Genomic DNA, 24104 nt, shown 5'->3' on the forward strand with positions numbered 1-24104 from the left:
TCCCCGTGGCGTACGACGGTGGTGCGAACCGGCCGGGTCGTGCCGCCCTCGGGCGTGACGACGGGCGAGGACAGCCGCACGGGAGCGTGGCATCGGCCGGCCCGGCGCCCGCCGTTGTCGTCACCGGGGCGGCGCCCGCTACGGGGCGTCGTGCGCGTCCCCCAGGTCCGTCACGCGTTCCAGCAGGATCGGTTCCCAGGCGCGCCGCAGCCGCGTCCGCAGCAGGGGGACATCCTTGCCTGCGAGGTCCTCGGCGAGGTGGACGACGGTGTCGCAGCGGGCGAGCCACAGACCGCGCAGGCAGGGGCGGGCACCGTAGCCGGCGAGGGTGGCGGCGCGTACGGCGGCGGGTGAGCCGACGGCGAGCGCGAGACCGGCGATGTCCTCGGCCGGGTCGCCGACGGCCGTTCGCGCCCAGCCGAGCACGCCGCGCACCCTGCCGTCGGCGCTGACCACGAGGTGGCCGCCCGTGAGGGCGTGGTGGGTGAGGACCGCCGAGCCGGGCTGGGCGGCGAGCTGGGACGCGGCGGGCGGGGTGAGCTGGTGCAGGCGCACGGGGTCGAACTCGTCGGCCTCGGCGAGGTGTTCGGCGGCGCGCACGGCGGCCCTGCGCAGCGCCTCCAGGGAGCGCGGCGCGGTACGCGGCACGCCGAGCGTCTCGGCCTGCCGGACCGGCACCTCGCGCAGCCCCGTGAGAAGCCCGGCGAGGTCGGCCTCGCCGACGGCGGACACGTCGTGCTCCTCGCCCGAGCCGCCGGGCACTTTGCTGTCCAGCGTGTAGCTCAGCCCGGGTGCCCACTCGCCGTGCGCGACGCTGATCGGCACCATCACCGGGACGTGCGGGCGGACGAGGTCGCGCAGGCGCAGTTCGCGGCGCTGGCGCAGGGTGGCCTCGCGGTCGGGGGCGAGGCGCAGGACGTGGCGGGCGCCGACCCACCAGGTGACGGGTTCGGCGTCCGGGGTGGCGGGCCTGACGTCCGGGCCGCTGCCGCCCTGCCGGGTCTTCGTGCCGCCCCCGCCGTCCTCGGCGTTCTTGCCCTGCTTGCTCTGCTTGCCGTCCCTGCCTTCCTTGAGGAGGGACCGGACCAGCCGTCGGACGGTGTCCGCGGTGGGGGTGGGTGCCTGGGTCATGGTCGCGCCGTTGCCGTTCGGGAGGCGTGCTGGGGACATCGGGGCCTCACTCCACTATGACCAGCTCGCGCGGGGTGGTGTTCAGGCGCCGCCCGCCGTCCTCGGTGACGGTCACGATGTCCTCGATGCGGACCCCGAAGCGGCCGGGCAGATAGACACCGGGTTCCACGGAGAAGCACATGCCGGGTACGAGGGGCCGTTCCTCGCCCTCGATCATGTAGGGCGGCTCATGGGTGGTGACGCCGATGCCGTGTCCGGTGCGGTGGATGAAGTACTCGCCGTAGCCGGCGTCGGCGATGACCCTGCGGGCGGCCCGGTCCACGTCCTGGCAGGCCGCCCCCGGCCGCACCGCGCGGAAGCCGGCCTCCTGGGCCTCGCGCACGACGTCGTGCACGCGCCGTTCCTCGTCGGTGGGTTCGCCCACGTGGACCGTGCGGGAGGTGTCGGATCCGTAGCCGTCGCGCAGACCGCCGAAGTCGAGGACGACCATGTCGCCGCGGGCGATGACGCGGTCGCCGGCCTCGTGGTGCGGATCGGCGCCGTTCGGGCCCGAGGCGACGATGGTGAAGTCGACCTGCTCGTGGCCGTGCCGGCGCAGCAGCCGGTCGAGGTCGGCGGCTACCTCGGCTTCCCGGCGTCCGGCGAAGGGGACGTTCCGGATCTCTTCGAACGTCGCGTCGGCGGCGGCTCCCGCGGCCGCCATGAGGTCCAGCTCGGCCGCGTCCTTGACGGCGCGGAGCATCGGCAGGGCCTCGGTGAGCGAGGCGTAGGAGCTGCCGGGCATGGCCTGCTGAAGGGCCAGCAGGTGCAGGGCCCAGGCGTTGTCGCTGATGCCGAACCGGCCCGAGGTGCCGAGGAGGGCGGCGGTGGCCGCGTAGGGGTCCTTGTCGTCGGTCCAGTCGCGCAGGGTCAGGGCGGCCGCACCGGCTGCCCGGTGCGCGTCCGGGGCCTCCAGGGCGGGCACCACCAGGACGGGGTCCTGTCCGGCGGCGAGGACCAGCAGGGTGAGCCGTTCGGTGACCGCGGGGGGTGTGTAGCCGGTGAGCCACACCAGGTCGGGTCCCGGGGCCACCAGCAGGCCCGCGAGACCGGCTTCGGCGGCCGTCCGCGCGGCGCGCTCCATGCGGGCCCGGTAGTCGTCGGCGGTGAAGGACGCTGCCGTGCTTCCGGTCATCCGGGCCTCCCAGGGCGGACGAAGGGGCTACGGGCAGCATCCTGCCCGGCCGGGGGAGGCGGCGCGAGCCGTCTGCGGTCATTCGCCCCGACAGGGCGGTCTAACGGCAGTGGGTTGCTCAAGCATTAGGCTAATGCTTGGATGCTGCCCTGCCGTTAACATTCGATCCAGGGGGCGTACGACGGTGCTGGTACTCGCACACATCAGCGATCTGCATCTGGACGGGAGCCCGCGGGCCACAAAACGGGCCGAGCGGGTGCGCGATCACCTCTGGGAGCTGCCGGGCCGCGTGGACGCGCTGCTGGTGACCGGGGACATCGCGGACCACGGCACTGAGGCCGAGTACGAGGAGGTCGCCCGCATCCTGGGGCTGCAGGCCGGTGACGCCCCCTTCCCGGTGCTGACCTGCCCCGGCAACCACGACAGCCGCACGGCCTACCGCAAGGCGCTGCTCGACCGCCCCGGGGGTGCGGGGCCGGTCAACAGCGTGCAGGTTTTCGACGACGGCGCGGTGCTGATGTGCGACTCCAGTGTCCCGGGCAGTGACGACGGGGAGCTGGACGAGGAGACGTACGACTGGATCGAGTCGACCCTCGACGAGCTCGACGAGAGCCTTCCGGCACTGCTCGCCTTCCACCACCCGCCGGTGGCACTGCACCATCCGCTGCCCGACTCGTACGCGCTGCGCGACCCGGGTGCGCTGGCCGGGCTGCTGGCCCGCCGGCCCGCCGTCGCGGGGCTGATCACCGGCCACGCCCACACCCCCGCCGCCACCTCGTTCGCGGGGCGGCCGCTGGTCGTCGGGCCCGGTGTGACGTGGACGCTGCGACTGCCGTGGGAGGGCGAGCAGATCGCGGACCGGGAGGCGCCGCCCGGGTTCGCCTTCCACGTCCTGGACGACTCGGGGCGGCTCACCAGCCACTTCCGCGTCGTGCCATGAGGGCGCATCTCGCGGTGATCGCGGCGCGCCGCGAGGGAACACGCTTCGCACGGTGATCACGCGTGCCGTGAAGGAGCACACATCGCACGGTGATCACGCGTGCCGTGAAGGAGCACACATCGCACGGTGATCACGCGTGCCGTGAAGGACCACGCATCGCACGGTGATCACGCGTGCCGTGAGGGCAGGCTTCATGTGGCGACGGCCGGTACGAGCGTCAGCTGCTCGTAGCCGCCGCTGCGGTGGCGGACCGTCAGCCTGACCTCGGCGCCCGGGCGGGCGCGGGCGACGGCCCTGACGAGATCGGCGGCGGTGTCGATCCGGGTCGCGCCGAAGGCGAGGAGGACGTCGCCGCGCACCAGACCGGCGGCCTGCGCCGGCCCGGGGACGTGCAGTCCCACGATCACGGCCCCCGGCTTGCGGGCGTCCATGACCTGCACGCCGAGCGTCACGGCGGCGGGCCCGGGAGGGGCGGAAACCGGCGTGCCAGCGGAGGCAGCGGGGGGCGACGGCGTGTGCCAGCCGCGCGGGACGAAGCGCACGCCCTCGCCGAGCAGCCGACCCCCCGTCGCCCCCAGACCGATCCCGCACAACACGAGGATCACGCCGGTGAGCCCCGCGAGCAGGACGTTCAGCAGCCGTCTCCCGCGCCGCCGCGCCGCGGGCGGGCGCGGCCGCGACGGGCCGGGCCCCGTCGTCGGCGCGGCCCCCTCGGGGTCCTGCCCGGGCATCGGCTTGGGTCGCAGCGCGGTCTGTTCCATGGCTCGCCTCCGGGTGGTGCCGATCGGCTCCGGCGGAGCCCGGAGCGATCACGGCAGGTGCTCTACCCGGCGCATCGGCGGCCGACGAGCCACGAACGAGTGAGACTGACCGGGACCCGGCGCGGTCAGGGATCAGCCGGTGTGCCCCTCCCCGTGGCCGCCGTGCGCACCGCCGTGGTCGAACTTCAGCACCTGGGCGGGCATCACGACGAAGGGCCGCATCATGCCCATGTCCTCGTGCTCCAGCAGGTGGCAGTGGTACATGAACCGGCCGTGCGCGCCGTCGAACTTCCCCATGACCCGCAGCATCTGATTCCCGGGCACCCGGAAGACGTCCTTCCAGCCGCGCTCGTTGGGCGCGAGCGGGATGCCTGTGCCCGCGTCGTAGCGGATCGGCGTACGCGTGCCGCCCACCGCCGGGTCGAAGCCCGACACGTCATAGGCATCGCGTCCGAGGAGCTGGAAGTCGGCCAGGTGGATGTGCATGGGGTGCACGATGGGCGCGAGGTTGAGGAAGCTCCACTGCTCGTGGCTGCCCTCGGCGAGGGTGTAGCCGAGGGCGTCGTTGAACGTCCGTGCCGTGCGCCGGTACGTCCTGGTCGTGCCGTCCGGGCCGGTGACCTGGATGACGCCGTCGGCCGGGACCTGAAGGCCGTCAGGGTGCTCGACCTCCGTCATCTCCCACATCTCGGGGTGCCCGCCGGCGCCCTTGGTGGCGGGCGGCGTCAGGACGACCAGGCGGTGGCCGTGCCCGATGTCGTGGGTGAGACGGCGGAAGGAACCCGAGAGCACCGCGGGCAGTTCGAAGGTGTCCGCCTCGCACGTCCGGCCGATCCGGAACTCCAGGACGGCCGGGTAGGGCACGTCACCCGCCGGGTCGGGCACGCCCGGCGGCTGGTTGCGGCCCTTGTTGACCAGGCGCAGGGTCCGGCCCGCGAGGCCGCGGAAGTCGGCCAGCAGGTCGAAGCGTTCGGCCGGGGCGGCGGTCAGCGTGGGCAGTTCCTCGTCGAAGTCGACCGGGACCGGGCGCGGCAGCAGTCCGCCGTCGCTGCCGATCTGGTGCAGTACGCCCGGCACCGGGTTGTTCTCCTCGTCGACGAGGACGAGGTCGTAGATGCGCGCGTTGGAGGCGTTGAGCAGCCGGAACCGGTACCAGCCCGCCTCGACGGCGGCGTACGGCCAGATGCGGCCGTTCACCGTGGTGTACGGGCCGGTGAACGGGATGGAGACCGGCTTGCCCGTCTCCGGGTTCGCGTCCTGGACGACGACGGTCTTGTGCAGCAGCCTGCCGTTGAGGCGGCCGTCCTCGTCGGTGTCGAGGTTGCGGTCGGCGAGCAGCAGCGGGAGCTCCCGCTCCCCGGACGGCAGACGCAGCGCGTCCTCCTCGTCGTCGCGGACGAGGTAGGTGCCGTACAGACCCGCCATCACGTTCCACCGGGTGATGTTCATGGCGTGGTCGTGGTACCACCACTGCACGGCCTGGTGGTCGTTCGGGTACTCGGAGAGCTGGGCGTCGCCGGAGGCGACCGCGTTGTCGGCCCAGCCGTCGTTGCCGCCGCCCGTCTGGGCACCGTGCAGGTGCGTGACGGACCAGGCGGGCAGCGCGGCGACGTTCTTGTCCGGCTCCACGCCCTCGCGCCCCGGTTCGGTGCTCGCCTGCGGGCGGCCGTCCCGGCGCAGCTTCACCTCGACGGAGGTGACCGGGTACTCGCCGTCCTCCGGGATGCGGTTGGTCCAGGCGATGCGGACCCGCTGCCCGCGCCGGACCTCGATGGTCGGGCCCGGCACCTGGCCGTCGTAGCCCCACATCAGGGTCGGCGGGAGCTGCGGGTGCAGACGTGTCCAGGCCGGGCGCAGCGCGATCTCGGTCTCGCGAAGGACGTCCCCGGAGGCCGGGCGCAGGACCGGCGGGACGGGTAACGGCGCGATGTACGGCGCCAGTTCGGCCGGTGCGGGTGCCTGTTCCGGAGTTTCCGTCTCCATGGCACCGTTCGGCTTTTCGATGATCTCGGTCAAGGTGAATCCCCCGTGGTGCGTCGTGTGTTCCCCTCACCCGGGAAGACCCCGGCGCACCACGGAGGGTTCCGTCATGTCCCGTTCCGCGTGGATCCGGCTGGAAATCGACGCCTCAGTTGAGGGCGGGCACGGCGGGCGGCCGGTCCGGCAGGAAGCGGTGGGTGCGCCGGGACAGCCACGCCTCCTTGTAGCGGTCGACCTCCCGGTGCCAGTGGAGGATGCCGGCCAGCCAGTTCCGCAGGTCCGCCACGTACGCCTCCATCGCCGCGCGCGCTTGCGAGTCGAGCTGGAAGTCCTCGTACAGGAGGGGCAGTTCGTGGGCGGCGACGTGCTCGAACTGGTGCATGCGCCGGCTCATCAGGTCATGCACGATGCCGAGCCCGGTCGGGTAGTCGCAGCCGAAGAAGGACTGCACGACGAGGATCGCGTTGTGGAACTCGCCCTCGAACTCGATCTCCTTCTGGTACGAGAAGACGTCATTGACGAGGCACGCGAAGTCCATCGCGGCGTTCTCCAGGGAGCGGACCGGCCCGCTGCGGTGGACCTCCGGCGGGACGGCCGGGCCGTGGCCCATCCGGCACAGGCTCAGGGTGAGGTCGGAGCCGAAGGTCGCCCTGCGCATCTCCAGGTAGTCGACGGGGTCGGGCACGCGGTTGTGCATCCGGTTGGACAGCTCCCACAGCCAGCTCTCGGTCATGACGTCGACCGCGGCCTTGAACCGGCGCCGCGCCCCGGGCGTCATCCGCGCGGTGGTGCGTGTCCACAGGTCGGCCAGCCCCCGCTCCAGGGCGTGGGCCGGGACCGGCGGTTCCTCGCCGTCGACCGGCATGCAGGCGGACAGGCGGGTCGTGGCCAGCCGGGCGGCGGCGAGATCGTGGCGGCGGCCGAAGACCAGCGGATAGTAGTCGTCGCCGTAGGTGCCCCAGGCGATCCACTGCGCGCTGAGGTCGAGGGCCTCGGACGTGGCGTCCGGGTCCAGGCCGGCCGAGCAGAGCGCGAGGTCGTAGGCGCGCAGCTTGTCCTCGTCCCAGACGCCCTCGGCGAGGAGGCCCACGCGGTCCGCCCAGACGCGCAGGCTCCGGCGGGCGTGGCCGAGGTGCGGGCTGAGCCGCAGGGGGAACGGCATGCGGATGTCGGGGATGCGCGACGGCCCCACCTTCTGGTGCGGCACGTGCGTGAAGGAGCGCAGCCGCTGCGCTCCGGCCGTCGTGAGCAGGGCGCGCACATCGGCCGCGGACGTGCCGATGCCGGTGTACCCCGGCCAGGGGCCGCCGCCGCGCACCGCGTTGCCGTTCATGTAGCGGCTGGAGCGCAGATGCCATTCGTGGCCGCCGGACTGCCAGTCCTGCAGTCCCTTCGTGTATGCCGCCACGGCCGCGAGTTCGTCCGGCCTGAGGCCCTTCTCCAGGGCCATTGCGGGCACTTCGGTGAGCGCCGTGTGCTCGAACTGGTGCAGGCGGGAGGTGAGGAGGTCGTTGACGGTGTCGGCGGCCTCCTGGGTGGTGCAGCCGAAGAACGTCTCCAGCACGAGCACGCCGTTGCTGTTCTCCCCCTCGTCCTCGACCTCGCGCTGGTAGGAGAACAGGTCGTTGCGCAGGTGCACGGCGTCGGAGAACGTCTCCATCAGCACCCTCAGCGGCCTGGTCCCGGCGACGCAGGAGGGCACTTCGGCGGTCGCGTACTCCACCAGCCCGGCCGACCAGGGGGCGCCCCCGACCTTGCGGCGCATCTCGATGTACTCGACGGGGTTGGCGATCCGCCCCTCGTCGATGTTGGACAGCTCCCACATCGACTCGTTGAGGAGGTTCTCGGTGGCCACGGCGAAGCGGCGGCGCCAGTCCGCGGACATCCTCGGCACCGTGCGCGCCCACAGGTCGGCGAGGCCCGCCTCGACCGGGTTCCGGGGTTCGGGTACGCGAGCGGACGGGTCCAGCGGCATGAAGAGGGGCAGCCGGTCCAGGTGGGCCTTGCCGGCGGCCCGGTCCGGGCTGCGCTTGTACCTCTCAAGGAAGTGGTCGTCGAAGAAGAAGACCCACACGTACCAGTCGGTGATGAGGGAGAGGGCGGGGCCGTCGCAGTCGGGGTGGGTGTACGCACAGAGCAGGCCGTAGTCGTGGGCGTCGAGGTCGGCCTGATCCCAGACGCCGGACCCTTCCAGCATGCCCGTCTCGCGCGCCCACGCGGTCGAATGGGCCCGGGCCTCGTCGACGTGCGGGTTCAGCCGCGCGGGGTGCGGCAGGTAGAAGTGCGGGAGCTCGAACGGCTGCGTCATGGCCGGGCCCTACCCGGCGCCCCGCGGCGGCATCCGCGGGGCCGGACATGATCACACCATCGCGTGAAGCGAACCTGACCCAGGCCTGGAGAGGCCGACTTGGCCTAGTCGGGGACCCTGACCTGGATCAGCGCGTGGGTGCCACCGGTGCGCCAGCGCCCCTCCTCCGCCGCGTCCAGGGCGGCCTCGGTGTGAGCGTCGAGGCCGGTGATCACGTCGGACTTCAGGGTGCGCAGGGCGGCGACCGGGCCGGGGAAGTGGGCGGTGACGTCGGCGAACGGCGTGGTCGGGGCCCAGAGCCTGTCGCCCACCAGGCGGCGGTAGTTGAGGTCGCCCTTGACGATCGTCAGCGTGGCCGAGGCGAACTCGGCACGCAGATCGGCGGGCATCTCCTCGTAGGGCAGCGGGGCGCTCGAGAAGGGGTGGGCGCGCAGGGTGAGGCGGCCGTCGGCCAGGGCGGACCACAACCGCCGCCCGTACCCGGCGGCGGCTCCCCCGGCGCTGGTCAGCCGGCGCAGTGCGTCGACGACGTCGGCGGTGGTCGCGTCGGAGACGTAGTAGGGGCAGGGCTTCACGTGCAGGACCGCCCGGCGGACGCGGCCGCTGTGCAGGAGGTGGGCGATGAGCAGGAGGTCGGGGACCAGTTCGCGGCCCGCGTTGTCGGCGACCAGGCACAGGGTGGCGCCGTCGGCACGGTCCAGGAGCGACCAGAGCCGTTCACCGTCGTCGGCGACCAGGCCGGGCGCGGCGTCCGCGGCCCGGGCGCCCTCGGCGGAGAGACGGAAGCCGAGGTCGGCGCGGTTGCCCCACAGGGAGCCGTGCAGCAGGGCCTGTGCCTGCTCGGCGGCGGGGCGGGCGGCGAGGTCGTCGAGGGCGGCGAGTTCCTCGTCGGTCTCGGCGGAGTCGAGTTCGGCGAGCTTGAACGGACGGAAGGGGTCGATACCCTGCCAGGGTCCGGGCCCGAACCAGCCGACGGCCTGCAGCAGTTGGCGGTAGAACCAGCTCTCGGACCAGAGCCACGGCACGTCGAACCAGGACCGGCCGGTGTACCCGGGCAGTCCCCACGCCTCCCAGTGGTCACGGTCCGGTGCGTCGGCGGGGAGGGGTTCGATCAGGCCCTCGGTGCAGTTGACGAGCAGGTCGTCGAGGGCGTGTTGCTGCGCGGGTTCGTACGGGAAGGCCTCGCGGACCTGCTTGATGATCGCGGGGTGCCGCTCGGCCAGCACGCTGTGCGGGAAGGAACCCGGCTGGTTGCCGAGGAGCAGGGGCGCGGAGGGGGTCTCGGGCATGCGCCTCACCGTAACGCGCGGGTCGCTCGCACGGGCCGAGCCGCCGCTCCGGGGGGTCAGACGGGCGCGATCTCCCGCTCCAGCCGCGCGGCCAGGCTCAGATAGCGGGCCCGGCGGGTCACCGGGACCAGGCCGCGGATGAGTATGTTCCACATCTCGGCCGTCCGGCGGGGCTGACGGGCGACCGGCTCACGGGAGCGGCCCACCACACGGGTGCCGACGAAGAAGCAGACCAACGAGTGGGCCACGACGTCGATGTCGACGTCGGGATGGACGTCGGCTTCCTTGACCGCGCCGACGAGCCGGGCCGTGACGATGTCCAGCCACTCGGTGAACGGGTGGCTCAGCGGCGGCCGGGGCCGGATCCCTCCCGTGGCCAGCCGCAGACCGGCGCGCAGCACCGGGTCCTCGACGGACATGCGGGTGATGCCGAACGTGAGACGCATCAGCGCCTCCAGGGAGGTGTGGCCGCGGTTGTCGGTCTCCGTCGCCAGTCGGCGGGCGGTGTGCGACTGCAGTTCGAGGATGGCGTGGGCGAGATCCTCCTTGGCCGCGAAGTGGAAGTACAGAGCGCCCTTGGTGACGTGGGCGTGCTCCACGATGTCGCTGAGACTGGTCGATTCGTAGCCGCGACGGTCGAACAGGTCAGCGGCGGCCGTGATGATCGTCGAGCGGGTCTGCTCGGCTCGCAACTGCCTCGCCATCGGCTGAACTCTCCCGGGACGGAAATGAACGGGTCATGCCGTTTGTTTTTACCCGCCGTACACGATAACTCACCCTGAGAGGGCTCTCACCACACCAGTGTGCCGGAGTGCGGGTGCACATCCGGCAAAACAAGCGCAACCGGTGAAAGAAAACAGCGCGTTCGGTATCTAACTGTGGGGGTTGTGGGGCCAGACGTAAAGGCGGGCCGGCCGGTGCCCCATCCGCACCGGCCGGCCCGCCCGCTCTGTGGCCTGCCTCGTTCAGCGTTCCCGCAGGAGGATCAGAAGGTCAGCTTCCATCCGTTGAGGGTGCCCGTGTCCTGCGCCGCGGTGTCCTGGACGCGCAGCTTCCAGGTGCCGTTGGCCGCCTCGGCGGAGGCGTTCACCGTGTACGTGGTGTTCACGTTGTCGGCCGAGTCCGACGCGGCGGACTTCAGGCGGTACGTCGAACCGTCCGGTGCGACCAGGTCGATGACGAGGTCCCCGCGGTAGGTGTGGGTGATGTCCACGCCGACCTGGAGGGCGGAGGGGGCGTTGCCGCTGCGGCCCGTGACGGTGATCGGCGACTCGATGGCCGCGCCGTTGTCCGGGATGGCCACGGCGGTGGTGCTGGAGAAGGTCGTGCCGGTGGACGTACTGCCCTTCACGGCCTGGACCGTCTTGGCGGCGTCCGCCAGGCCCGCGCCGCAGCCGCCGGAGCAGGTGCCGGGCAGCGCACGGGAGTTGGCCTTGATGGCCGACTCGATCTGGGCCGGCGTGAGGGCGGAGTTGGCCGACTTGACCAGCGCGGCGAGGCCCGCGACGTGCGGGGTGGCCATGCTGGTGCCCTGGTAGTAGGTGTAGTTCTCGCTCGACGGCGTCTTCGTGCCGGAGTTCAGCGTGGAGAGGATGCCGTTGGCCGTGGAGGTGCGGGTCTCACCGCCCGGGGCGGCGATGTCGACGAGCGAGCCGTAGTTGGAGTACGAGGCCCGGCTGCCGGCGCGGTTGGTCGCGGCGACCGCGATGACGTTGTTGCAGTTCGCCGGAGAGGCATTGGAGACGTTCTGGTTCTCGTTGCCGGCCGCGACGACGACCGTGGTGCCGCGGTTCACGGCGCCGTTGATGGCGCTCTGGGTCGCGGAGGAGCACGCGCCGCCCCCGCCGAGGCTCATGTTGATGACCTTGGCGACGTTGGTGTTGGCGGGCACGCCGGAGACGGTGCCGCCGGACGCCCAGGCGATGGCGTCGATGATGTCGGAGTCGTACCCGCCGCACTTGCCGAGGACGCGGACCGGGGAGATCTTCGCGCCGTAGGCGATGCCGGCGACACCCTTGCCGTTGTTGGTGGCGGCGGCGATGGTGCCGGCCACGTGGGTGCCGTGCCAGGAGGAGGTGGAGGCCGGGATGCCCTGGCCGCACTCGTTGTCGTTGTACCAGTCGCCCGGGTCGGCCGGGTTGCTGTCACGGCCGTTGCCGTCGACGGAGACGGCGGTGTCGGAGATGAAGTCGTACCCACCGACGATGTTCGCGGCCAGGTCGGAGTGGGTGACATAGCCGGTGTCGATGACCGCGACGGTGACGCCGCTGCCGGTGGTGGTGTCCCAGGCGCCGGGGACGTTCATGCCCGCGGTGGACTCGAACAGGTCCCACTGCTTGCCGTACTCGGTGTCGTTCGGGGTGACGGCCGTCGGCTTGTTGAGGCGGTCCGGGACGACGTAGGCGACCTGCGGGTCGGCCTTGTACTGGGCGACGACGTCGGCGACGGAGGCACGGGTGGGGTTGGTGCCCAGCTCGACGAGGGCGGCGCCGGTGCCGAGGCGGCGCTGGAAGTCGACGTCCTCGCCGGTCTTCTCGGCCTTGGACTCGGCGTCGGCGGCCGCGGCCTTGTTGGACTTGGCCTCGGTGGCGCCGGACTTGTAGCCGACGATGAGGCGCTCGGCCTGGAGGCCGGGGGCTGCCTCGGTCTGGGCGGCCGGGACCGCGGCCGCGCGGGGGGCGGACTCCTGGGCGACGGCGACCGAGGCGGGGACTGCGGTCAGCAGGGCGGCGGAGACTGCGGCGACGGATATCAGCTTCCGTCTGAGCTCTGGGGAGGTACGCACGGTCAATGCCTTTCGTGGCCGGCTCCGGGCTGGGCGGAGCGGCGGTGGACTCGCTTCGTCCTCGAAGCGCAGGGGGGTGGTTCGAAAAGCGAAGAGCGACGCGATGGCCGGCCAGGCGTGGGGTGGAAGCGGACCCGTTCGGGGTTACCTGTGGGTCAGCTGTGGTCGAACGATAGGCAAAGAGAAGGTCACCGGGATACGGGGGAAACCCTCGATCCGACGGGCACCCCACCCTCTATGAAGGGCAGTTGGGCGCCCAATGGACCCTTTTCGAGCGGGTCGTGGCGTGATGAACGCGTCGGGCCGTTTTCCCGTACTGCACTACCGAACGCCGCCGCCCCGGGCCGAGGAGAAGCAGACGGATGCCTCGTACGACCGCACACCGCACCGCACTCGCGGCCGCCCTCGTCACCCCGTTGCTGCTGCCGCTGTTCGCGGCGGGGCCGGCCCGGGCGCACGGTGCTCCGACGGACCCGGTGAGCCGGGTGGTGGCCTGCTCGCCCGAGGGTGGTGAGCGTGCGGGGACGGCGGCGTGCCGTGCGGCCGTCGCCGCGAACGGCGCGCCTTTCACGGCGTGGGACAACCTGCGGGTGGCGAACGTGAACGGCCGGGACCGGCAGGTCGTCCCGGACGGGAAGCTGTGCAGCGGGGGCCTGCCCGCCTACCGGGGCCTCGACCTCGCCCGTGCCGACTGGCCCGCCACGCGCATGACGCCCGGCGCGACCCTGCGGATGCGGTACGTCTCGACGATCCCGCACACCGGCACGTTCCGCATGTATCTGACCAAGCCCGGCTACGACCCGGCCCGGCCGCTGTCCTGGTCCGACCTGCCCGAGAAGCCGTTCGCCCAGGTGACGGACCCGGCTCTGACGGACGGCGCGTACCGCTTCGAGGCCACTCTGCCGTCGGACCGGACCGGGCGGCACATGCTGTACACGGTCTGGCAGAACAGCAGCACGCCGGACACCTACTACTCGTGCTCGGACGTGGTGTTCCCGGAGACCGAGAAGGAGTCGCAGAAGCAGGAGCAGGAGGAGAAGCAGGAGGAGCAGGAGGAGTCAAAGGAGCGGGCGGCGGGGCGGAAGAGCGAGGCGGTGAAGGAGAAGCAGAAGCCGGCGCAGAGCCCTGCCGTGCAGCCCTCCGGGCCCGCGCCGCAAGGCGACGAGGCGCCGCCGGCCACCACCTCCGCCTCACCGTCCGGCCCGTCCGCGCCCATGCTGGCGGGCGGCGCCGTCGCGGTGCTGTTGCTCACCGGCGGCGCCACCCTGGCCGTACGACTGCGGCGGCGCTGAGATTGCGCCCCGGCTGCGGCTAGTTGACGTTGACGGCGACGCCGCCCTTGTTGACCGGGGCGTACTTGGCGGTGAAGAAGGCGTTGGCGAAGCACAGCGACGAGCCGGACACCTTGGTGAACTGCTGGTTGGTGAAGGCGATGCTGTTGTCGGCGTTGCTCGCGGTGCCGGTCAGGCCGGGGGCCTGGTAGACACAGGTGACGCTGCCGAGCAGGGTGCGCAGCTTGACCGTGGACTGGACGGTGGAGCCCGCGGCCGGGGTCACGGAGACGGTGCCGCCGGAGGTCACGCTGGTGGTGTAGGGCAGGTTGTCGACGGTGATGCCGCTGACCCCGAGGACACCGACGACGTTGGTGGTGCAGCCGCTGGTGTCGAAGCTGTGCGAGGTCAGGGACTCGGTGGCGGTGCCGGGGGCGGCCGGGTTGTCGGTGACGGTGGCGGAGAACGCCGACTTGGTGCAGGAGATGCCGCTGGTGCCGGTCGCGCTGGAGTAGAAGGTGGCGGCGGTGCCGCTCGCCAGGGACGCGTCGAGCACGTCGCCGACCGCGACGGCCGCGCCGTCGGTGGTGGTCAGCACGGGGGTGTCGGCCGCGGAGGCGGGGGCGGCGAGGCCCAGGGCGGCGACGGCGGCGGTGAAGGTGAGGAGGGTGCGCGTACGCATGCGGGTGTACCTCTTTCGATAGCGGGGGGTGGGGGGTGCGCCGGGCGTCGGCCGTCGCCGGCCCGTCACGCCTTCTCCGTACGTGACGGGCCGGCAACGGCAGGCCGGTCACCGGCCGGAGGTTCACACGGGAGGGGACCTCCGGCCGGGCCGGGCGGGGGTGGCTGGTGGCGCGGCGCCAGGGAAGCGGCCGTGCCGTGGCAAGGGGGCTCGGGCGAGGAAGCCCGTGCGGACGCACCGGGCGACGAGATGCCCGTACGGGGACGGGCGGGTCCGGGACACGGGGACGTGCCGCGCGACGGATCCGGCGCCACGGACCCGGTGGGACGAGGAGAGTTGTAGACCTGCGTCTCCGCCAACGTCAAGGCCCCGCAAGGGAGTTGTCAGCAGCCTGAGCCTTTCGGAACAACGGCGACTCACCTGTGACGCACAATCACCACTCTTTGTCCACACTTCCCTTGACCCTTCATGTAACCCCCGGTAACTTCCTCATCGGCTACTGCGGCGTAACGAGAAAGCCCTTGCAACCTCCGGGAGTTGCGGGAGACGTGCGTACGCGGTCGATGTCCGCGCCAGGGCAACGTGCCACCGAAGTCCGATCCGCACCGACATGCACCTGGAGCAGACATGACCTCCGCCGAGCAGACCCCCGAAAGACCGGACGGCGTCACCGCCCCGGACGCCAGCGACGCTCCCGCGCGACGCGGACGGGTCCGCGCCCGCCGGGCCGCGGTGATGGCGGTGCCGGCCGCCCTGGCCGCCGCCAGCCTCGCGGTGCTCACCGCCCAGGGGGCGCTGGGCGTGCAGTTCGCCATCTCCGGCATGCCGTTCACCGTCACCGCGACCGAGCTGAACGGCACCGGCTTCGCGCAGTTCGGCGGCCTGGACGAGATGGCCGAAGGCAGCCCCAACGCCGGCGACACCGGTGGCCAGGTGCTGGTCGTCACGTCCGTGATCAAGAACGCCACCCTCTCCAAGCTGTGCCAGAGCGTCGATCTGGGCGGCACGAACCTGGTCATCCGGGCCGGTGAGGGCGCGCAGAAGGTCACCGCCAGCGACCTCACGACCGACTCGACCGAACTGACCGGCGACGCCGCGTTCAACAACATCGAGATCGGCAACGACGCCAGCACGCTCGACAAGGCCGGCCCCAAGGGCCGGGGGCCGAAGGGCGTCTTCAGCCAGCAGTCCGACACGGTGCACATCGCCAACCTGCGGCAGACCAACTACGCCACGACCGCCGGTGTGTTCAAGCTGCCCGGTCTGAAGCTGGGCTTCAGCGGATCGGGGTGCTGATGTCGCGCGGTCCGCGCGAGGGCGTCCGGCCCGCCTTCCGGCAGTGGCGGGCCGACCGCCCGTTCTGGGGCGGGCTGCTGCTCGCCCTGGGCGGGGCGGAGGTGCTGCTCACGCTGAAGGCGTCGCTGGACGTCATCCTGCACGTCGGCATGCAGGGCCTGGCCGGGTATCTGCTCCCGGTCGTGATGCTGCTGTGCGGGGTGCTGATCCTCTTCAACCCCGCCCAGCGGCTGTTCTACTCGGTCATCGGGGTACTGGCCTCCCTGGGCACCTGGCTGACCTCCAACCTCGGTGGCTTCTTCGTCGGGCTGCTCCTGGGCGTGGTCGGCAGCTGCCTCGCCTTCGGCTGGCTCCCCGACCAGGAACCCCGTGTCGGCCGCAGGCAGCGCCGCAAGGAGGCCAAGGCCGCGCGCACCGCATCTCATCCCCTGGAGCGGCAGACCGGCCAGACCGCCTGAATCAGGTCAGTGATCCTCCATCCCCTGGCGTCACCCGGCCACGGACCACTTGGCTGGACCTGGCGCGCGCCCGCCACCGGCGTGTGCGCGTCCCGTGACCCGCCGTCAGCCCAGGGAGATTCCGATGGAGTTCAGCCACCCGATGGTGATCGACCCGACCGGCCGCGACATCCACGGCGAGGCCGCCCGGATCCGCGCACGCGGCCCCGTCACGCCCGTCGAACTCCCCCACGGCGTCCCGGCCTGGGCGGTCAGCAGCGCGCCGCTGCTGAAGCGGCTGCTCACCGACCCGAGGGTGTCGAAGGACCCACGCCGGCACTGGCAGCGCTGGAACGACGGCGAGGTCTCCCCCGACTGGCCGCTGTACACCTGGGTCGCGGTGCGGAACATGTTCACCGCCTACGGCACCGAGCACAAACGGCTGCGCACCCTCGTCTCCAAGGCGTTCACCGCCCGCCGCACCGCCGCACTGCGGCCCCGGATCGAGGAGATCACCGAGGCGCTCCTCGACCGCGTCGCCAAGGCGGGGGAGGGCGGCCACGCGGTGGATCTGCGGGAGGAGTTCTGCTATCCGCTGCCCATCCAGGTCATCGGCCAACTGCTCGGCCTGCCCGAGGAGCTGGGCGCCGAGCTGCGGGTCGTGGTGGACGGTGTCTTCCACACCTCGGCCGACGCGGCCGAAGTAGCCGACATCTACGCCCGGTTCTACGCCGTCCTCGGTGAACTGGTCGCCGCGAAACGGGCGATGCCCGGCGACGACCTGACCTCGGCGCTGATCTCGGCCCACGAGGAGGAGAGCGGCACACGGCTCAGCGAGCAGGAGCTGCTCGACACACTGATGCTGATGATCAGCGCCGGTCACGAGACGACGGTGAACCTGCTCGACAACGCCGTACACGCCCTGCTCACCCACCCCGCCCAGCGCGCGCACGTCCACGAGGGGCGGGCCTCCTGGGACGACGTCATCGAGGAGACCCTACGGGCCGAGGCGCCGGTGGCCAGCCTGCCGCTGCGCTACGCCGTCGAGGACCTCCCCCTCGGCGAACTGGGCGGCCCGGACGGCGCGGTGATCCGCAAGGGGGAGGCGATCCTCGCCGCGTACGCCGCCGCCGGACGCGATCCGGAGCAGCACGGCCCGGACGCCGCCGTCTTCGACGTCACGCGCGCGTCCAAAGATCATCTGGCCTTCGGATACGGCGTCCACCACTGCCTGGGCGCCCCGCTGGGCCGGCTGGAGGCGCGCGTGGCCCTGCCGGCCCTGTTCGACCGGTTCCCCGGGCTCACGCTCGCGGCACCCGACGACGGGCTGCCGCCGGTGGACTCGTTCATCTCGCACGGCCATCGGTCCCTGCCGGTCCTGACGGGCTGACGGGCGGCACGGGGCCCGTGCGGTGCACGAGGCCGCCTCGCGGCACCGCCGGGCAGCCGTTTGACGATCATGGCATTCGCGCGGGCGAGGCGCGGCGCGGGCGGTGAGCGGTCCACCAGGAGCCGTACGGCCTCCACGATCTCGCCGGTCGTGGACGTCGTACACCTGGCGGGCCCGAAGGCCCCTCGGCGGCAACCGTTTCCGTCCGCCGTCAGGCCGGTCGCAGGGTCGGCCGAACCGCACGGACGGTACGGAAAGCCGAGGTGAGAGCATCCGCGACCGGGCATTGTTCGACCGGCCGGACAGATCATCACGATGCGGCAGCATCAACTCACGGCATGTGGCCGCTCACTTGACGACCGGTGGTCACACACGGTTGGCTCCGGGCCAGTGAGAGTCATCCGGTCGGTGCGCACCTGCGGCCCCGCCTGCGCTCTCCCCCTGCTCTTGCTCGGCCGCACAGCGAGGTCCGCCCCCCATGAACAGTCCCCGCCCGCCGCACACCTCCGCGAGAGGCCTGCGTGTCGCGGCCCTGGCGTCCGTCCTGTGTCTGCTGGTGTCGGGCTGCTCCCTCCTCGGCACCGCCGGGGACGGCCCGGACGGGGACGCGGCGGGCGGACCGGGCGGCGGGATGAAGATCGCCCTGGTCACACACGGCGGCAAGGGTGACGCGTTCTGGGACCTGGTGCGCAAGGGCGCCGAAACGGCCGCCGCGAAGGACGGTGTCGACCTGACGTACACCAGTGACGCCGACCCGGCCGCACAGGCCGCGCTGGTGCGCGACGCGGTCGACGACAAGGTCGACGGCATCGCGGTGACCCTCGCCAAGCCGGCGGCGATGCGCGGGCCGATCGCCCGGGCCAAAGCGGCCGGCATCCCCGTCGTCGGACTCAACTCCGGCATCGACGCCTGGCGGCCCGCGGGCCTGCTGGAGTACTTCGGCCAGGACGAGTCCGTCGCGGGCCGGGCCGTCGGCGACAAACTGGACGACGTCAAGGCCCGGCACGCCCTGTGCGTGGTGCACGAGCGGGGCAACGTCGCACTGGAGGCCCGCTGCGCCGGGATGAGGAAGACGTTCCACGGCGACACCGACAACCTGTACGTCGACGGCAGCGACATGGACGCGGTGACCGCCGCGATCGCGTCCCGGCTGCGCCAGGACACGAGCATCGACGAGGTCGTCACCCTGGGCGCCCAGTACGGGCTCAGCGCCGTCGACGCCGTGCGGCAGTCCGGCAGCCGGGCGAAGGTCGCCACCTTCGACCTCAACAAGGACCTGGTGGAGGCGGTGAAGAGCGGACGGGTGCAGTTCGCCGTGGACCAGCAGCCCTACTTGCAGGGCTACCTGGCGGTGGACGCCCTGTGGCTGTACCGGACCAACGGCAACGTCAGCGGCGGCGGGACGTCACCGGTGCTCACCGGGCCCGCCTTCGTGACCAGGTCGAACGTGTCCGCCGTCGCGCGGTTCGCGGCCGCCGGGACCCGGTGACCGGGCATGTCCTGTGACGGAGTCGCCAAAGATTCGGTCAGGCACGGCCCCCATGCCCACTTGTACGGATAACATCCTGCGCATCCCATGTGCCGCACCCGGGACGGCACCACCCACGCGCCCGTCCCCCACACCCTCCTACCGCTCCGCCTCCCCGCTCCTCACTCCCCGCTGATCGCCCTAGGACGACGATGTCTCGACGGACAGGTGCCCGGCGCCGCCTCGGTTCCATACGCCTCTCCCTGGTGCTCCTGGCCCTCGTGCCCAGCGTCACCCTCGCCGCCATGTGGGGCGTGACGACGATCCAGATGTTCTCGGAGGGCCTCAGGCTGCGCGACCAGACGGAGCTCAGCCGGTCGACCGGCGCCATGGGCACCGACGCGACGCTCGCGTTGCAGCGGGAACGCAGCCTGTCGGCCGCCTTCCTGGCCTCGCCGAAGAGCTCACGGGCGGCACTCGACGCCCAGCGCGAGAAGACCGACGAGGCGGTGGCCAAGCTGGTCGGGCAGGCGGACGCCATCGAGAAGGCGCCCGCGCGCATCTCCGACCGGCTGTACTCGGTCCTGGGCTCGGTGGGCAGCCTGGAGTACTACCGGGACCAGGTGGACAACCCGACCGACATCACCGCGCAGCAGGCGCTCGACCAGTACTCGTCGATCATCGACGACCAGATCCACGCGTTCCAGGAGCTCTCCCAGGTCGACGACGGCGACCTCACCTCGCAGGCCGGCCCGCTGATCGGTCTCGAGCACGCGGCGGAGCTGGTCTCCCGGGAGGACGCACAGCTGACCCTGGCCTGGCCGACGGGGCACCTGGACGACGGGACGTGGACCCAGTTCACGGAAATGGTCAACACCCGGCGCTGGCTGGTCCAGGACCAGGTCCTGCCGCAGCTGACCGGCAGCGCCAAGGCACAGACCGAGCGGATCCTGGCGAGCCCGGAGTGGCGGACGTTGCAGTCCGTCGAGGACCGGGTGCTGGCGTCGCGCAACGCGAGCGCCACCGCCGACCGGATCGCCCTGCCGGACGCGCACCGGCAGTGGTCCGCCGCCATGGCCAAGCTGTCCGACCGGTACGCGGGCCTCATCGAGCAGCAGACGTCGGGCCTGCTGCAGCGCAGCGCCGACAAGGCGGACGCCCTGCTGCTCAAGGCGGCCCTGCTGAGCGCCGGCGGACTGCTGGCGCTACTGGTGTGCGTCGGCATGTCGTGGCGGATCACCCGCTCGCTGTCCCGGCGGCTGCGCGGTCTGCGCCGGGCCGCCGTCAGCCTCGCGCAGGAGCGGCTGCCCGACGTGGTGGCGCGGCTGGAGCGCGGCGAGACGGTCGACCCGGAGTCGGCCACGACCCCACTGGACTACGGGCACGACGAACTCGGCCAGGTGGCCCGGGCGTTCAACACCGCCCAGCGCACCGCCGTGCACACCGCCGTCGAACTCGCCGACACCCGGCGCGGCTTCCAGAAGATCATCCTGGGCATCGCGCGGCAGAGCCAGAACCTGGTCAACCTCCAGCTGAGCAAGCTCGACACGCTGGAACGCGAGCACACCGACCCCGACATCCTCAAGGGCCTGTACGAACTGGACTCCACCGCCAGCCAGTTGCGCCGCTACGAGGAGAACCTCGTCATCGTCAGCGGCGAACGGCCCGGCCGCAGCTGGACCGAGCCGGTGGCGCTGATCGACATCCTGCGCAGCGCCGTCGGGGAGGTCGCCGAGTACAAGCGGGTGGAGGTGCTCACCGAGGAGGAGGTGTTCGTCGCGCCGCCCGCCGTCGCGGACGTCATCCATCTGCTGGCCGAACTCATCGACAACGCGACCGCCTACTCCCCCGCCCCGAGCGCCGTCACGGTGCGGGCCGGCATGGTGGCCAAGGGCCTGGCCGTCGAGGTCGAGGACCGGGGCCTCGGCATGTCGGAGGAGGACTACACGTCCTTCAACGAACAGCTGGCGGTGCCTCCGCAGTTCGACGTGGTGGCGCTCGCCGACGATCTGCGCCTGGGCATGTTCGTGATCGCCCAGCTGGCGCACCGGCACGGCATCGCCGTCACCCTGCGCTCCTCGCCCTACGGCGGGACCACGGCGATCGTGCTGGTACCGCACGAGATCGTGGTGCGGGAACTCTCGGACAGCGGGTCGACGGACGGCGACGCGCCGGAGGAAGGGCCGGGGGCCGTGCACGGACGGGGCGTGGGGGATGCCGAGCCGAGTGCGGAGCCGCAGCGCGGCGGGCCGGCGCGCGGGGGCGACAGCACCGCCGGGGCGGCGCGCGGGGGCGACAGCACCGCCGGGGCGGCGCGCGGGGGCGACAGCACCGCCGGGGCGGCCCGTGAACTCAGACCCCTCGTCACGGCCCGTACCGCCTCCACCGCCCCGTCGGCGGCCCGCGAGGTCCTCCCCCGCCGGGACGGTCTCGCCCCGCTCCCCCGCCGGGTGCCGCAGACCAGCCTGGTGGAGGAGTTGCGCGAGGAGGCCGCGCCCGCCGGTGACGACGACTCCCCCGACGACTTCACCGCGGAGGCCGCCGCGTCCTCCCTGGCCGGTTTCCAGCGCGGCACGCTCCGGGCCCGTGACGACGCCGCCACGTCGCCCCACTCCGACGAGACGCCCGTCGTACCCAGGCAGGCCGCCGCCGACCCCTTCCCCTCGACTCCGCCCGCCGACCGCTGACGAAGGACACCGCAATGACACGCCCCATCCCCGCCACGCACACCCAGCTCGACCAGCTGCTGACCGGACTCGTGGAGCGGGTCGCCGACGTGAACCAGGCCGTGGTGCTCTCCGAGGACGGCCTGGTGGTCAGCAAGTCCACCGGCTTCCTGCGCGACGACGCCGAGCGGCTCGCGGCGACCGCGTCCGGTCTGATGAGCCTCAGCAAGGGCGTCAGCATGGACTTCCGGGGCGGTCCGGTGCGCCAGGCGCTCATCGAGATGGCCAACAGCTATCTGATCCTGACCTCCGCCGGGCCCGGCGCGCATCTGGTCGTGCTGACCGGGCCGGGCGCGGACGTCGGGGTGGTGGCGTACCAGATGAACATGCTGGTGAAGAAGATCGGCGAGCACCTGAGCGCGGCGCCCCGGGGCGTGGCCGGCCCCGTCGTCGGCCCCGGCGTGTGAGGTGGACGTAGGTGATGCGGCGGCCCGGCTCGTCAGACCGTTCACTCTGACCCGTGGCCGGACCCGCCCGAGCCGCGCCGACTTCACACTCATCTCGACGGTCACGGCGGTCGATCCGCCGCCCGCCACGGCGGCCCGGTGCCAGCCCGAGCACACCCGGATCCTGCGGTTGTGCGCGGAGCCGGTCGCCGTGGCGGAGCTGGCCGCCCGGCTCGACCTGCCGGTGAGCGTGGTCGTCATCCTGCTGTGCGACCTGCTGGAGGCGGGCCGGATCACCGTCCGCCCGCCCCGCCCGGTCTCCCGTACCGCTCCGGACCTGGACCTGCTGCAGAAAGTGAGGGACGGCCTTGGCCGGCTCTGAGCTTGCCACTGACGCGTCTTCGGCACCCGACACGGTCAAGATCCTGATCGCCGGTGGCTTCGGCGTCGGCAAGACCACCATGGTCGGGTCGGTCAGCGAGATCGTCCCGCTGCGCACCGAGGAACCCCTGACCATGGCCGGTCTGGGCGTCGACGACCTCGACGGCATCGAGGAGAAGCGGGCCACCACCGTGGCCCTGGACTTCGGGCGGATCACCATCAGCCGGGAGCTGGTGCTGTACCTGTTCGGCACGCCGGGTCAGCAGCGGTTCTGGTTCATGTGGAACGACCTGGCCCTCGGCGCGCTCGGGGCCGTGGTCCTGGTCGACGTGCGCAGACCCCGGGCCAGCTTCGCCGCGATCGACTTCTTCGAGCGCCGGGGCATTCCGTTCGTCGTCGGGGTCAACGGCTTCCACGGCGAACACCCGTATCCCGCCGAGGAGATCAAGGAGGCGCTGGCGGTGCCGGACCATGTCCGGGTGCTGCTGTGCGACGCGCGGGACCGGGAGTCGTGCCGGGACGTGCTGATCGCGCTGATCGACCAGTTGATCGCGTCGGCGGTGCAGGCGTAGGGGCGGCCGCCGGAAGGGTCCGGCCCGGGTGGGAGCGGGTACCCCCCGGGCCGGACCGGCGGCCGCGAGACCGCCGGACCGCCGTGCCCGCCGGCCGTCAGGCACTCAGGCACTCGGCCCCTCAGGCCGTCAGGCCGTCTGTCACTCAGGCTCTCAGGCCGTCAGTTCAGGCCAGCCGACTTGAGCCACGTCGTCGCCACGTCCAACGGGTCCTTCTTCTCGAGCTGCACCTGCGCGTCGAGTTCCAGCAGGGTCTTCGTGTCCAGCTCGGCGGAGACGGCGTCGAGGGCGTCGACGCCCTTCGCGGGGAGGTCGCTCTTGTTGACCAGCGGGGTGACGTTGGCGAACCCGAAGAGGTTCTCCGGGTCCTTCAGGACGACGAACTTCTTCTTCACGATGGTCGGGTCCGTGGTGAAGATGTCAGCGGCCTGGATCGTGTTCCGGGCCAGGGCCGCCTGGGTCAGCGGGCCGCCCGCGTCGAGCGCCTTGAAGGACTTGAACTCCAGGCCGTACACGGACTTCAGGCCCTTCAGACCCTGCTGCCGGGTCTGGAACTCGGGGGAACCGCCGATCACCAGGTCCGGGGCGGCGTCCTTGAGGTCCGCGAGGGTGGAGGAGGCGGTGAGCCGGTACTTCTTCGCGGTCTCGGCGTTGACGGTGACCGAGTCCTTGTTCTCGGCGGGCGAAGACTGAAGCAGCGTCAGCTTCTTGTCCAGCTTGGCCTTGACGGCCGCGTTCACCGCGTCGGCGGACTCCTGCCCGGCCTTGGGGTCCAGGTAGGCCAGCAGCGAGCCGTTGTACTCCGGCAGTACGGTGACGGAGCCGTTCTTCATCAGCCCGTACGTCGTCTCACGGCTGCCGATGTTGTGCTTGTAGGTGACCTTGAGGCCCTTGGCCTTGAGCGCCTCACCGTAGATGTCGGCGAGCAGGGTGCTCTCGGCGAAGTTGTTCGAACCGACGACGACGGTCCCCGCCTTCGCCTTCTCGCCCGCCAGGGGGTTGTCGCCGGAGTCGCCGGACGAACAGCCCGCGAGCAGCGCCGCAGCGGCGGTGAGCGCGACGGCCGCCACGCTGGTGTGCCTCGTCCTGGACCTGCTGCTGTTCGCGGTGAAAGTCATTCACTGATC

20 protein-coding genes are annotated in these 24104 nt (G+C 72.0%); 10 read left to right on the plus strand and 10 right to left on the minus strand.

Annotated elements, in window-relative coordinates:
* Window positions 1–138: 138 nt before the first annotated feature.
* The gene (locus tag ACIQU3_RS31865; protein ID WP_403741582.1) at window positions 139–1131 is read right to left on the minus strand and encodes an aminoglycoside phosphotransferase family protein; all 993 of its coding nucleotides are present in this window, start codon (window positions 1129–1131) and stop codon (window positions 139–141) included.
* 46 nt (window positions 1132–1177) lie between these two features.
* Window positions 1178–2305 (minus strand): aminopeptidase P family protein, encoded by a 1128-nt coding sequence (locus ACIQU3_RS31870; RefSeq protein ID WP_403929061.1) that lies wholly within the window; start codon window positions 2303–2305, stop codon window positions 1178–1180.
* A gap of 184 nt (window positions 2306–2489) precedes the next feature.
* Between ACIQU3_RS31870 and ACIQU3_RS31875 the strand changes: the two genes are divergently transcribed.
* Entirely contained in the window at window positions 2490–3245 is a 756-nt protein-coding gene (locus ACIQU3_RS31875) for a phosphodiesterase (RefSeq protein WP_403741098.1), read from the plus strand.
* Window positions 3246–3436: 191 nt separating this feature from the next.
* Here the strand turns inward: ACIQU3_RS31875 and ACIQU3_RS31880 are convergent, their stop codons facing one another.
* The 6 genes from ACIQU3_RS31880 to ACIQU3_RS31905 form a co-directional block, all read right to left on the minus strand.
* Window positions 3437–4006 carry a PDZ domain-containing protein gene (locus ACIQU3_RS31880; RefSeq protein ID WP_403741101.1) on the minus strand — a complete coding sequence of 190 codons (570 nt, stop codon included), beginning with the start codon at window positions 4004–4006 and terminating at the stop codon, window positions 3437–3439.
* A gap of 132 nt (window positions 4007–4138) precedes the next feature.
* Window positions 4139–6022, minus strand: a complete 1884-nt coding sequence (phsA, locus tag ACIQU3_RS31885; protein WP_403929063.1) for an O-aminophenol oxidase PhsA — start codon at window positions 6020–6022, stop codon at window positions 4139–4141.
* A gap of 112 nt (window positions 6023–6134) precedes the next feature.
* The gene (gene cyc2, locus ACIQU3_RS31890) at window positions 6135–8294 is read right to left on the minus strand and encodes a germacradienol/geosmin synthase Cyc2 (RefSeq protein ID WP_403929066.1); all 2160 of its coding nucleotides are present in this window, start codon (window positions 8292–8294) and stop codon (window positions 6135–6137) included.
* A gap of 104 nt (window positions 8295–8398) precedes the next feature.
* On the minus strand, window positions 8399–9583 hold the full coding sequence (locus tag ACIQU3_RS31895; protein WP_403741112.1) for a damage-control phosphatase ARMT1 family protein: 1185 nt from the start codon (window positions 9581–9583) through the stop codon (window positions 8399–8401).
* Window positions 9584–9639: 56 nt separating this feature from the next.
* Complete coding sequence (locus tag ACIQU3_RS31900) at window positions 9640–10287, minus strand: ScbR family autoregulator-binding transcription factor (protein ID WP_403929068.1); 648 nt, start codon at window positions 10285–10287, stop codon at window positions 9640–9642.
* Window positions 10288–10568: 281 nt separating this feature from the next.
* Entirely contained in the window at window positions 10569–12368 is a 1800-nt protein-coding gene (locus tag ACIQU3_RS31905) for a S8 family peptidase (RefSeq protein ID WP_403929071.1), read from the minus strand.
* 362 nt (window positions 12369–12730) lie between these two features.
* Between ACIQU3_RS31905 and ACIQU3_RS31910 the strand changes: the two genes are divergently transcribed.
* Complete coding sequence (locus tag ACIQU3_RS31910) at window positions 12731–13660, plus strand: lytic polysaccharide monooxygenase (RefSeq protein ID WP_403929074.1); 930 nt, start codon at window positions 12731–12733, stop codon at window positions 13658–13660.
* 19 nt (window positions 13661–13679) lie between these two features.
* On the opposite strand, the gene ACIQU3_RS31915 is transcribed toward ACIQU3_RS31910, so the two are convergent.
* Window positions 13680–14321, minus strand: coding sequence for a Tat pathway signal sequence domain protein (locus ACIQU3_RS31915; RefSeq protein WP_403741125.1), 642 nt, complete (start codon window positions 14319–14321; stop codon window positions 13680–13682).
* Between the two features lie 627 nt (window positions 14322–14948).
* Between ACIQU3_RS31915 and ACIQU3_RS31920 the strand changes: the two genes are divergently transcribed.
* From ACIQU3_RS31920 to ACIQU3_RS31955, 8 genes are all read left to right on the plus strand, one after another.
* Window positions 14949–15617: a DUF6230 family protein gene (locus ACIQU3_RS31920; RefSeq protein ID WP_403929076.1), complete on the plus strand. Its 669-nt coding sequence runs from the start codon at window positions 14949–14951 to the stop codon at window positions 15615–15617.
* Window positions 15617–16075 carry a DUF6114 domain-containing protein gene (locus ACIQU3_RS31925; RefSeq protein WP_403929078.1) on the plus strand — a complete coding sequence of 153 codons (459 nt, stop codon included), beginning with the start codon at window positions 15617–15619 and terminating at the stop codon, window positions 16073–16075. The genes ACIQU3_RS31920 and ACIQU3_RS31925 overlap by 1 nt, the downstream gene beginning before the upstream one ends.
* Window positions 16076–16199: 124 nt before the next feature.
* Window positions 16200–17444 (plus strand): cytochrome P450, encoded by a 1245-nt coding sequence (locus tag ACIQU3_RS31930; RefSeq protein ID WP_403929080.1) that lies wholly within the window; start codon window positions 16200–16202, stop codon window positions 17442–17444.
* A 478-nt stretch (window positions 17445–17922) separates the two neighbouring features.
* Entirely contained in the window at window positions 17923–18933 is a 1011-nt protein-coding gene (locus ACIQU3_RS31935; protein WP_403929081.1) for a substrate-binding domain-containing protein, read from the plus strand.
* A 191-nt stretch (window positions 18934–19124) separates the two neighbouring features.
* Window positions 19125–21599 carry a nitrate- and nitrite sensing domain-containing protein gene (locus tag ACIQU3_RS31940; protein ID WP_403929084.1) on the plus strand — a complete coding sequence of 825 codons (2475 nt, stop codon included), beginning with the start codon at window positions 19125–19127 and terminating at the stop codon, window positions 21597–21599.
* A 14-nt stretch (window positions 21600–21613) separates the two neighbouring features.
* A complete protein-coding gene (locus ACIQU3_RS31945) occupies window positions 21614–22045 on the plus strand; it encodes a roadblock/LC7 domain-containing protein (protein WP_366714400.1) in 432 nt (143 codons plus the stop codon).
* Window position 22046: 1 nt separating this feature from the next.
* Entirely contained in the window at window positions 22047–22406 is a 360-nt protein-coding gene (locus ACIQU3_RS31950; protein WP_403741146.1) for a DUF742 domain-containing protein, read from the plus strand.
* Window positions 22393–22977 carry a GTP-binding protein gene (locus ACIQU3_RS31955; RefSeq protein WP_403741149.1) on the plus strand — a complete coding sequence of 195 codons (585 nt, stop codon included), beginning with the start codon at window positions 22393–22395 and terminating at the stop codon, window positions 22975–22977. The genes ACIQU3_RS31950 and ACIQU3_RS31955 overlap by 14 nt, the downstream gene beginning before the upstream one ends.
* A 161-nt stretch (window positions 22978–23138) precedes the next feature.
* On the opposite strand, the gene ACIQU3_RS31960 is transcribed toward ACIQU3_RS31955, so the two are convergent.
* Window positions 23139–24095 carry an ABC transporter substrate-binding protein gene (locus ACIQU3_RS31960; protein ID WP_403929086.1) on the minus strand — a complete coding sequence of 319 codons (957 nt, stop codon included), beginning with the start codon at window positions 24093–24095 and terminating at the stop codon, window positions 23139–23141.
* Window positions 24096–24104: the final 9 nt, after the last annotated feature.

The sequence above is a fragment of the Streptomyces sp. NPDC101110 genome, from assembly GCF_044759525.1.
In the GTDB taxonomy this organism is placed as follows: domain Bacteria; phylum Actinomycetota; class Actinomycetes; order Streptomycetales; family Streptomycetaceae; genus Streptomyces.